General features: G+C 70.9%; 9 protein-coding genes and 1 pseudogene. All 10 read left to right on the top strand.

What is annotated here, in order from left to right; translation table 11 throughout:
- Nucleotides 1-187: 187 nt before the first annotated feature.
- Nucleotides 188-1,258 (top strand): hypothetical protein, encoded by a 1,071-nt coding sequence (locus FXN61_RS12600; protein WP_167973468.1) that lies wholly within the window; start codon nucleotides 188-190, stop codon nucleotides 1,256-1,258.
- Nucleotides 1,259-1,323: 65 nt separating this feature from the next.
- Entirely contained in the window at nucleotides 1,324-3,135 is a 1,812-nt protein-coding gene (locus FXN61_RS12595; RefSeq protein WP_167973466.1) for a condensation domain-containing protein, read from the top strand.
- Between the two features lie 13 nt (nucleotides 3,136-3,148).
- Nucleotides 3,149-3,619, top strand: a complete 471-nt coding sequence (locus FXN61_RS12590) for a hypothetical protein (RefSeq protein WP_167973464.1) — start codon at nucleotides 3,149-3,151, stop codon at nucleotides 3,617-3,619.
- Nucleotides 3,580-4,236 carry a pyridoxal phosphate-dependent aminotransferase gene (locus FXN61_RS12585; RefSeq protein ID WP_167973462.1) on the top strand — a complete coding sequence of 219 codons (657 nt, stop codon included), beginning with the start codon at nucleotides 3,580-3,582 and terminating at the stop codon, nucleotides 4,234-4,236. Before FXN61_RS12590 ends, FXN61_RS12585 begins: the two co-directional genes overlap by 40 nt.
- A complete protein-coding gene (locus FXN61_RS12580) occupies nucleotides 4,233-5,081 on the top strand; it encodes a GNAT family N-acetyltransferase (RefSeq protein WP_167973460.1) in 849 nt (282 codons plus the stop codon). Before FXN61_RS12585 ends, FXN61_RS12580 begins: the two co-directional genes overlap by 4 nt.
- Nucleotides 5,078-6,490 (top strand): class I adenylate-forming enzyme family protein, encoded by a 1,413-nt coding sequence (locus FXN61_RS12575; protein WP_167973458.1) that lies wholly within the window; start codon nucleotides 5,078-5,080, stop codon nucleotides 6,488-6,490. The genes FXN61_RS12580 and FXN61_RS12575 overlap by 4 nt, the downstream gene beginning before the upstream one ends.
- Nucleotides 6,484-7,316, top strand: a pseudogene (locus FXN61_RS56270) (transketolase). Before FXN61_RS12575 ends, FXN61_RS56270 begins: the two are co-directional and overlap by 7 nt.
- Nucleotides 7,313-8,275, top strand: a complete 963-nt coding sequence (locus tag FXN61_RS12560) for a transketolase family protein (RefSeq protein ID WP_167973452.1) — start codon at nucleotides 7,313-7,315, stop codon at nucleotides 8,273-8,275. Before FXN61_RS56270 ends, FXN61_RS12560 begins: the two are co-directional and overlap by 4 nt.
- A complete protein-coding gene (locus tag FXN61_RS12555) occupies nucleotides 8,263-8,901 on the top strand; it encodes an aspartate/glutamate racemase family protein (RefSeq protein WP_167973450.1) in 639 nt (212 codons plus the stop codon). Before FXN61_RS12560 ends, FXN61_RS12555 begins: the two co-directional genes overlap by 13 nt.
- A gap of 39 nt (nucleotides 8,902-8,940) precedes the next feature.
- On the top strand, nucleotides 8,941-10,029 hold the full coding sequence (locus FXN61_RS12550) for an iron-containing alcohol dehydrogenase family protein (RefSeq protein ID WP_246291375.1): 1,089 nt from the start codon (nucleotides 8,941-8,943) through the stop codon (nucleotides 10,027-10,029).
- Nucleotides 10,030-10,057: the final 28 nt, after the last annotated feature.

Here is a 10,057-nt window from a genome sequence, read left to right as displayed (position 1 = left end):
CACGAGTGATCTGCGGACTGTGGCGGCGCGCGCCGCGGGCTGACCGGGATGCCGGGCCGCTTGTGGAGCACGAGTCGCTTGCCGAGCGCGGCGGCACGCACCGCCGGTTGACCGGAGTGCCGTTATGGGCACCTCACGGACGTCGAGTGTCCGTGAGGTGCCCATGACGGCACAGGAAGGGAGAGCAATGGCCGTCATCATCGTCGGCGCGCCTGCCGACGAGACGCTGCGGAACCGGATGACCGCACTGGCGGAGGCGCACCGCCGGCGTGAGGCGTTCTTCGGGACATCATCTCCCGCCGTGGTGTCCGGGCCGCTGCCGGGAGAAGACTTCGTTCCCACGCCCCGCGCGCTCGACGCCGCACTGTCGGGGCCGTCGTGGGGCGAGAAGGTGGATGCCAAGCACCGCAAGGCGATCCGTCGCATCCCGGGCGCCATCATCAGATTCCCGCTGGAGGACGGCGGCACCGTCGACACCTTCATCACCGACTGGTCTCCGTTGCCCGGCGCGTGCGCCATCGCGGTCCACCCCGGTCACCCGCTCGCGACCGAGGAGGGCTTCACCGGCCGTTACGCCCGCCATCCGCTGACCGGCGATCTGATCGGCGTCTGGACCGCCGGCTGGGTCCGTCCCGACTTCGGCACCGGCGCGGTGGTGGTCAATCCGGCCCACTCCGAGGTGGACCTGGACTTCGCCCGCAGGACGGGCCTGCCGATCCGCTTCGCCCTGGCCGACCGGCCACCGTCCTGCGACCCGGAAACCTGGCCGCGACCACCGGTGGTCAAACGTGGGGTGACCCGCACGGGACAACCGTTCGACCAGGCCGCGCGGGATTACCTCGATGAACTGGTCGCCCACGGCCACGCCGAGCAGACGGCACTGCCGCACCTGACCAAACGGCACCCGAATCCTGAGCTGCTCGCGGCCCTGATGGCCGACCCGCGGACCACGGTGATCACCACGGCCGACGCGATCTCGAAGGACCTGCTGTGGGCTCGCGTGGCGCTGGCCGAGCTGGGCCGTGCAGCCACCCCGCGAATCGTCACGGACATCCCCGTGCGCAACCCGCAACAGGTCGAGTCCCTCATCAGGAACGTCGCCAGGAAGGAACCCGGCGCACCGGACAGGAAGCTCCTGCACGCGCTGGAGGCGGGTGACTTCGACGAAGCCTTCACCGCACTGCGGTCCACAACGGACCGGACCAGCGCGCAGACAGCGGTGCGGGTGTTGTTCGGCGCGGAATCTCTTGTGCCATAACCGGTTCCTAACTCCGCGCGGCTAGTTTCGCGGCAACTGAGCGACACACCGGCCGAGGAGGAACCGTGAACGATTCCGTCGCCAGGCTCGCCCGGCTCACCCCCGAGCAGCGAGCGCGACTGGTCGCCCGTGCTCGACAGGGCGCACCCGAACGGGAGAGCCGGGTCCCGCGCGTCGACCCCGGCGGGCCGATCCCCGCGTCGTTCGCCCAGGAACAGCTGTGGTTCCTGAGCAGGCTGGCACCAGGTGTGCCGAACTACAACGTCCCGTTCCGCTTCGCCCTGGACGGGCCTCTCGACGTCGACGCGCTCACCGGTGCCTTCAACGACGTGATCGAGCGGCACGACGTGCTGCGGACAACCCTCGCGGCCACCCAGGACGGCTTGCGGCAGATCGTTCACCGCCACCAGGAGCGAGAACTCCCCGAGCGGGACCTCAGCGGGTACGAGGAACCGGACGCGCTGGCCGAGCGCCGGGCGTTCGAGCTGGCGCGCACGGTGTTCGACCTCGAACAGGGTCCACTGTGGACCGCGGAGCTGCAGAAGCTCGCGGAGCGGCGGCACGTGCTCGTCTGGGTCGCCTCGCACGCGATCGCCGACGGCGGATCGATCGGCGTGGTCGTCGACGAGCTCGCGAAGTGCTACACGGCACGGGTCACGGGCAAACCGGCGCAGCTCGGCGAGAACCCGGTCCAGTTCGGCGACTTCGCGGCCTGGCAGCGCCAGGAGCTCACCGCCGAACGCATCGGCGAGCTGCTCGGCTACTGGCGCGAACAGGTGCGGGGGTACGCCGGGCTCGGCCTGTCCTACGACCACCCCAAGCGGCCGGGACTCGACGGTCGGACGATCACGTTCCGGGTCGACCCGTCCACCGGGGCCCTGATCGACAAACTGGCCAAGAAGCGCGCCTCGTCGCCGTTCATGGTGCTGCTCGCCACCTACCAGGTGCTGCTGATGCGGCTGAGCGGCCGGGACGACATCGCCGTCACCGCACCGCTCGCCGGACGCGACCGGCCCGAGTTCGAACGGGTCGCGGGTTCGCTCACCAACACCGTGGTGCTGCGCACCTCGCTGCGGGAGAACCCGTCGTTCGGGGACCTGGTCGACCGGGTCCGCGACGTCACGTTCGACGCGCTCAAGCACGCGGACCTGCCGTTCGGCAAGCTCGTGGAGGAGGTGCGGCCGGCCCGCGACGGGCAGTCCAACCCGATCGCGCAGACCATCTTCAGCTACGCCGGCACGCCGATGACGCGCAGCGAGACGCCGTTCGGCCCAGATGTGCGGATGCGGTGCGATGGCATGTCGAACGACACCGTGCGGTTCGACTTCGAGCTGGTGCTCGACGAGAAGCTGGAGGGACTGAGCGCCCGGTTCGAGTACAACGCCGACTGGATCGAACGGGCGAGTGCCGAGCTGATCTGCCAGGCGTACCAGGAGATTCTCGCCTCGGCGGTGCGGCACCCCGAGCAGAAGCTCGACGAGCTGCCCGCGCCGGAGCTGCCCCGCTGGGAGCCGGAGGAGGACATCCCCGAGCAGGTCCGCCGAAGCACCGGCGCCGTGTCGCCGTTGGAGGAGCGGCTCACCGAGCTGTGGGCGGCGAGGCTCGATGTCGAGCGCGTCGGCCGTGACGACGACTTCTTCGGACTGGGCGGGCATTCGTTCCTCGCCACCGAGCTGGTGGCCGACATCAACGATCAGCTGGGTTCCCGCCTCACCGTCCTGGAGCTCTTCCAGGCCAGCACGGTCGCGTCGCTGGCGAAGGTGATCGAGGAGACGCCCGGCACCGAGCCCGACGAGCCCGATCTCGCCGAGACCGTGGAGAGCATGTCCGACGACGAGGTCGCGGCCGCGTTGCGGCGCCTGCGGTCCCGTGCCTGAAGGAGGTCCCCAGATGTCCGTCCCCGCTTACCGGTCGCAGGAGTGGCTGTTCGACGTGGCGGCCGGCCGGTACGAGGTCGACCTCGCGGTCAGCGGCATGGAGGCGCACAGCGTCGAGCCGCTGCTCGCGGAGATGACCACGAAGGCCGGCTACGACGTCGACCGCGGCGCCGGGAAACTCCGCGAGGCGGTCGCCGCGCTCTACCGCGTGCGCCCCGGAGAACGTGCTGATCACGCACGGCGCGCAGGAAGCGCTCTACCTGCTCTACGCGGCGCTGCTCGAACCCGGCGACGAGGTCGTCGCCCGCAGCCCCGGCTGGCAGCAGACCCTCGACCTGCCCGCCCGGTTCGGCGCGACCACGAAGACCGTCGACTACGACCTGACCAACGGCGACGCGGACGGCGGGCGCACGGACCGCGGCCGCGGTCGGCCGGGGCACTCGCATGGTCGTGCTCAACAGCCCGCACAACCCGACCGGGCTGACGTTCTGCGACGCGCAGTGGGAACCGCTGAGCGCGACGAACACGTTGGTGGTCAACGACGAGGAGTACCTCACCGACTTCGGTCGCAGCGTCGTGCAGCACGTGCCCGGATCGTGCTCGGTCAGCTCGCTGTCCAAGGTGTACGGGTTCCCCGGACTGCGGCTCGGCTGGCTCGTCGGCCCGTCCGACGTGGTCGAGAAGTGCGTGAACTACCGCCGCTACACCACGATCAGCAACTCGCCACTGCTCGAGGATCTCGGCCTGGCGGTGCTGCGGCGCCGCGAGACCTACCTCGCCGAGTACGAGCAGCGGCTCACCGACGGCTGGCGGGTGTTCCGGGAGTGGGCGACCGGACACCCCCAGCTGCAGCCGCTCGAACCGCAGGGCACGCCGTACGCGTTCTGCCGCGTGGATCTGCCGGCGACCTCGTCGTGGCAGCTCTGCACCGAGCTGCTCGACCGGGAACGGCTGCTGCTCATGCCGGGCGACGTCTTCGGCGCCCCGGGCCACATCCGGATCTCCTACGCCCGGCCGGTCGACCTGCTCACCGACGGCCTCGCACGGCTCGGCCGGGTCGTGGACGCGTTGGCCGGCCTCGAACTCGCGGAGCTGACATGACGATCACACCGAGTGCCACCGAGGTGGAGACGATCACCATCGGCGACCGGACGATCGTGCTGCGCCGCGTCCACGGCCACCTCGAGTACACCGCGTGCGAGGAACTGCAGCGCCGCATCTGGGGCGAGGAGGACATCGCACGCGTGCCGTTGCTGGACATGGTGACCGCACAGGAGAACGGCGGGTTCGTGCTCGGCGCGTTCACCGCGGACCGCGATCTCGCCGGGTTCGTGTTCTCGTTCCCCGGCGTCACGTCGCACGGCGAGGTCAAGCAGTGCTCGGTGCTCGCCGCGGTCGCGCCCGAGTACCAGAACCTCGGCCTCGGCTTCCGGCTCAAGCAGTACCAGGCGCAGCTCGCGGCCCAGCACGGGTTCCGGCTGATCACGTGGACGTTCGACCCGCTCTCCGGGCGCAACGTGCTGTTCAACCTGAACAAGCTCGGCGCCGTCGGGGTCGACTACGTGGTCAACGCGTACGGCGTCGGGCTCGGCCTCAACGCGGGCCTCGAGACCGACCGGCTGCTCGTCGCCTGGCACGTGCCGCACGTGCCACGCCAGCGAGACCACGGCGGCGGCACGCCGGTCAACGACATCCGCTTCTCCCGCGCCGGGCTGCCGGTGCCCGCCTGGGCCACGACCGAGTGCGACGACCACACCGTGCTGCTCAAGGTGCCGTGGGACGTCTACGCCATCAGCTCCCACGACCGGGAGCTCGCGATCTCCTGGCGGCACACGAGCCGGGAACTGCTCGGCGGTTACCTCGGCCGCGGCTACCGCGCCGTCGGGTTGCGGGTGCACGAGCGGGGCGCACCACCGACCTACGTGTTGCGCCGGGGCGCGTTATGACGCTGGGAGCGTTGTTCGACGAGGCGGTCGGCCGGTTCGGCGACCGGCCGGTGCTGCTCGGTCCTGAAGTGTCCTATGTGGACTATGCGGCGCGGGTCAACGGATGCGCGCACGTGCTGCGCGATCTGGGCGTGGGCAGGGGAGACGCGGTGGCGGCGGTGTTGCCGAACTCGCCGGTCCTGCTCACGCTGTGGCTCGCGGTCGCGAAGCTCCGAGCGGTGCTCGTGCCGCTGAACCCCGCGTTGCGCGACGCCGAGCTGGCACCGCTGCTCGCGCACTCCGGCGCGGTACTGGTCGTCACGGATCGTCCAGTGCCCTGGCGCACGATCAGGCCAGAGGAACTCGACGTGACAGCGCCGGCCGCGCCGGACGTGCGCGTCGAGCCCGACGACCCGGTCACCGTGCTCTACACGTCCGGCACGACCGGGGCGCCCAAGGGCTGCGTGCTCAGCCACACGTCGTACACCGCGCCCGCTCCGGCGTTCGTGCACCGGCTCGGACTCGACCAGGACGACCGCCTGCTGGCGTGCCTGCCGTTGTTCCACATGGCCGGCCAGTCGTTCGCGGTGAGCGCGCTGCAGGCGGGCGCGTCCATCGGCGTGGTGCCGAAGTTCAGCGCGTCGGGGTTCTGGGACCAGGTCGCGCAATTCCGCGCAACGGTGTTCCGCCACCTCGGCGAGATGCTCACGCTCATCCTGCGCAGTCCTGTGCAGCCGGCGAACCACGGGCTGCGCCTGGTCTACGGCGGCGGCGCGCGGCCCGACGTGGCGCGCGCGTTCACCGAGCGGTTCGGCACGACGGTCGTCGAGGGCTACGGGATGAGCGAGACGAACACAGTGCTGTGCGGTGATCCGGGCGCGCCGCGGCCGGGGTCGATGGGTACGCCGCTGCCGCCCGCCGAGGTGCGGGTGGACGCCCCTGTCGGTGAGGTCGGGGAGATCCAGGTGCGCGGACCCGGCCTGATGAAGGGCTATCACCGCGACCCAGGACGGACCCGCGCCGCGTTCGCGTCGTCCTGGCTGCGGACCGGCGACCTGGGCTGGATGGACCACCAGGCGCACGTGTACTTCGCCGCGCGGCGCACCGACGTGATCCGCAGGCGCGGCGAGAACGTCGACCCGGCCGAGGTCGAGGAGGCGCTCGGCGAGCACCCGGACGTGCTGCTGGGCGCCGTGGTCGGCGTGCCGGGCGAGGAGTCCGACGAGGACGTCGCCGCGTTCGTCGTGCCGCTGCCCGGCGTGCGACTGGAGGCCGCGGACGTGCGGACCTGGTGCCGCACGCGCCTGGCGTCGTTCAAAGTGCCGAACCACGTTCACGTGGTGGACCGGCTGCCGATGACACCCACTTCGAAGATCAACCGGTCCCTGCTGCGGGCGGCCGGTGCACACGGGAGGAACCCGCTATGGTGAACGACCTCGCCGAGAGGGCACGCACGCTGCGCAGGCACGTCGTGCACCTGGCGGCCGACTCGCCCGGCGCACACGTCGGCGGCTCGATGTCGGTCGTGGAAATACTGACCACCCTTTACTTCGACGGCGTGCTGCGCGTCGACCCGGCCGACCCCGCCATGCCCGGCAGGGACCGGCTCATCTTCAGCAAGGGCCACTCCAGCGCCGCGTACTACGCCGCGCTCGCCGAGGCGGGCTTCTTCCCGGTGTCCGAACTGGACACCTACAAGAAGACCGGCAGCAGGCTCGCGGGCCACCCTCACACCGGCGTACCCGGTGTCGAACTGGCCACCGGCTCGCTCGGCCACGGCCTTCCGGTCGGCGTCGGCCTCGCGATGGCCGCCCAGGCCGACGGGTCGCCCTGCCGGGTGTTCGTGATCGTCGGCGACGGTGAGTGCCAGGAGGGCTCGGTGTGGGAGCCGCGATGGCGGCCGCGCACTACCGGCTCGACAACCTCGTGGTGATCGTCGACCGCAACGGCATCCAGGAGGACGGTCCGACCGAGGAGATCATGGCGCTGGAACCGTTGGCGGACAAGTGGAGGGCCTTCGGCTGGGCGACCGTCGAGGTCGACGGCCACGACGTGGGCGAGCTGTCGAACGTCCTGCACGAGGTGCCGCTCACCTGGAACCGGCCGACCGCGATCATCGCGAAGACGGTGAAGGGCAAGGGGTTGTCGTTCTCGGAGAACACCAACACCTGGCACTACGGCCACCTTTCGGCTGATCTGAAGCAACAGGCACTGCGGGAGCTGGCCGCGCAGGGAACCGACGGAGGTGCGCGATGACGGCACTGGCCGATCTCCGTGAGGGACTGCGGTTCGATCCCGCGACGACGACGGCGTTCGAAGCGTGCCGGATGGCGCAGCTCGATCTCGCGCTGGAGGATCCGCGCGTCGTGTCGGTCGAAGCGGACCTCGGCGACTGCTGGGGGCTCAAGTTCCGCGAGTCCATGCCGGACCGGTTCCTCGACTTCGGCATCGCCGAGGCGAGCGCGACCGGCGCCGCGGCCGGCCTGGCGATGAGCGGGAAACGCCCGTTCCTCAACACGTTCGGCACGTTCGCGTTGATGCGCGCGGCCGAACAGGTGCGGCTCGACATCTGCTACCACCGCGCGCCGGTGGTGATCGCCGGCATGTTCACCGGCATCGCGGCCGGCTTCTCCGGTCCAACGCACCACGCCATCGAGGACTTGGCGGTGGCGCGCGCGTTGCCGAACCTCACGGTGATCGCGCCGGCCGACGCGGTGCAGGCGTACGACGCGACCCGCGCGGCGTTCGCGCACAACGCGGCGGTGTACCTGAGGCTCGGCGTCGAACCGGGTCCTCAGGTCTACGACGCGCACGAGCCGTTCGAGGTCGGGCGTGGGCGCGTGCTGCGCCAGGGTGATCGTCTCACCATCGTGACGTGCGGCGTGACGATCGTGCCCGAGGTGCTGATGGCCGCCGAGCGGCTCGGCGACGTCGAGGTCGTCGACATGCCGACGATCAAGCCGATCGACCGCGAACTGCTGGTGCGCAGCGCGTCGCGCACCGGCCGGGTGGTCACCGTCGAGGAACACTCGGCGATCGGCGGCCTGGGCAGCGCGGTCGCCGAGGTGCTCGCCGAGCACGCGCCGGTGCCGCTGTGCCGGATCGGGCTGCCGGACGCGTTCGTCAAGGAGATCGGCGACTACGCCGAGCAGCTGCGCCGGTTCGAGCTGGACGCGGCGGGCATCGAGAGGCGGGTGCGGGCATGGGTGTCCTAGGAATCCTCATGCTGGAGGGCAAGATGGCCGACGTGCCTGGGTGCATGGCGTCGGCGGAGACGTTCGGCTATCCGGTGATCCGGCACGTCGTCCGCGGCTCGCGCACCCCGCGCAGCCAGGAGGAGGCCGAGGCGATGCTGCCGCTGTACGTCGAGGCGGCGCGTGAGCTGGAGGCCAAGGGCGCCACCGTGATCACCGCGAACTGCGGGCTCATCGCGTTGCTGCAGGACGAGCTCAGCGCCGCGGTGACCGTGCCCGTCGTGACGTCGAGCCTCGCGCTGGTCCCCGCCGTCTCGAAGCTGGTGGGTGGCCGGCCGATCGGGGTGCTCACGTTCTTCACCGAGGCGGTGGGGGAGCGCAACTTCCGCGCCAGCGGCTGGAGCTCGGCCGACATCCCGGTCGTGCTCGGCGGGGTCGGGAAGCACCCGTCGTGGCTCGAGTTCCTGGAGACCAAGGAGGTCACGCCGGCGCTGCGCGAGCAGATGCGCCGGGACCTGCTCTCGGTCGTCGAGGACATGCTCGCGCGCGAGCCTTCGCTGGGCGCGATCGTGTGCGAGTGCACGATGCTGCCCGCTGTGCTCGAGACGTGCGGGCGAACTCGCCCGTGCCGATCTTCGACGTCCTGACCGCGCTGGACTGGGCGGTCAGCGGGTTCGTCCGGCCGGCTGCGGCCGTGTCCTCGCTCGCCGTCTCGGGAGGTCGGGTGCGATGAGACTGCGCCTGCCGCCCAGTGTGCGGTTCGGCGCGGAGTCACCACGCAGATCCCCGACGTTGTGCGGGAATGCGGTGGTGCGGCGGCACTCGTGGTCACCGACCACGGTGTGCTCGCCGCTCGCGTTGTGGACCGGGTGCTGGACGCACTGGACGTTCCGCGTTCCGTGTACGTCACCGGATCGGCGTGCGCGACCGAGGTTGCCGCGTGCCGGGACGCGTTGCCAGGACACGACGGGGTGATCGCCGTCGGTGGTGGCAGCGTCATCGACGTGGCCAAGGCGGCAGTGGCCCTGTTCGGCGCTGAGGGGCCCCTGGAGTCCCTGTACGGCCTCGACCAGGTGCGGGGCCCGGCCATGCCCCTCGTGGCCGTGCCGACCACACCGGGCAGTGGCGGCGAGGTGTCGTCGCACGCCGTCGTGACCGACGGGGACCGCAGGCACGCGGTGAGCGGTGCCCCACTGGTTCCCCGCGCGGTCGTCATCGATCCGGATCTGGCGGTGACGTTGCCGTACCCGGCCACGCTCGCGTGTGCGCTGGATGCGTTGATGCATGGTGCCGAGGCTTATCTCGCACGTGCGGCGACGCCATTCAGCGATGCCCTTGCTCTGCCCGGAGTTCGGCGGATCGTCTCTTCGTTGCTCACGCCGGACCGGGTCGAGCTGAGCGCGGGATGCCTGCAGGCGAACCTCGCGATGGCACAGGCCAACGCCGGCCTCGTCCACGCGCTCGGGTATCCGCTCACCCAGCGGTACGGCATCCCGCACGGGATCGCCAACGTGACGGTGGCACCCGCGGTGCTGCGGGCCAGCCGGCACGCGCAGGAACAGCGTGACGCCGAGCTGGCCGAGTGCTTCGGCACGCCCGACCTCGCGTGCGGGCTCACCGCGTTCCTCGACCGGCTCGGCGTGGAGCGGGACTTCCCGGCCGGCGACGCAGACCAGCTCGCTGCCGACGCCCTGCACTACAGGCCCGTCCGGGCCAACTGGCGGTTCGAGGCCACGGTCGACGACATAGCCGCCATGTACCGTTCCGCCGCATGACGACAAGCGAGAAGGCCCGGCAGCCGCC

Origin of the sequence: Lentzea indica (assembly GCF_012184385.1) — a bacterium.
GTDB lineage: Bacteria > Actinomycetota > Actinomycetes > Mycobacteriales > Pseudonocardiaceae > Lentzea > Lentzea indica.
Note: the sequence above shows the minus strand (reverse complement) of the source record. Positions and strands in the feature narration are given on the sequence as shown.

What these genes read in the sequence shown, in the direction of transcription:
- FXN61_RS12600 (WP_167973468.1), top strand. Translation starts at nt 188, where the DNA reads ATGGCCGTCATCATCGTCGGCGCGCCTGCCGACGAGACGCTGCGGAAC.
- FXN61_RS12590 (WP_167973464.1), top strand. Translation starts at nt 3,149, where the DNA reads ATGTCCGTCCCCGCTTACCGGTCGCAGGAGTGGCTGTTCGACGTGGCG.
- FXN61_RS12585 (WP_167973462.1), top strand. Translation starts at nt 3,580, where the DNA reads ATGGTCGTGCTCAACAGCCCGCACAACCCGACCGGGCTGACGTTCTGC.
- FXN61_RS12580 (WP_167973460.1), top strand. Translation starts at nt 4,233, where the DNA reads ATGACGATCACACCGAGTGCCACCGAGGTGGAGACGATCACCATCGGC.
- FXN61_RS12575 (WP_167973458.1), top strand. Translation starts at nt 5,078, where the DNA reads ATGACGCTGGGAGCGTTGTTCGACGAGGCGGTCGGCCGGTTCGGCGAC.
- FXN61_RS12560 (WP_167973452.1), top strand. Translation starts at nt 7,313, where the DNA reads ATGACGGCACTGGCCGATCTCCGTGAGGGACTGCGGTTCGATCCCGCG.
- FXN61_RS12555 (WP_167973450.1), top strand. Translation starts at nt 8,263, where the DNA reads ATGGGTGTCCTAGGAATCCTCATGCTGGAGGGCAAGATGGCCGACGTG.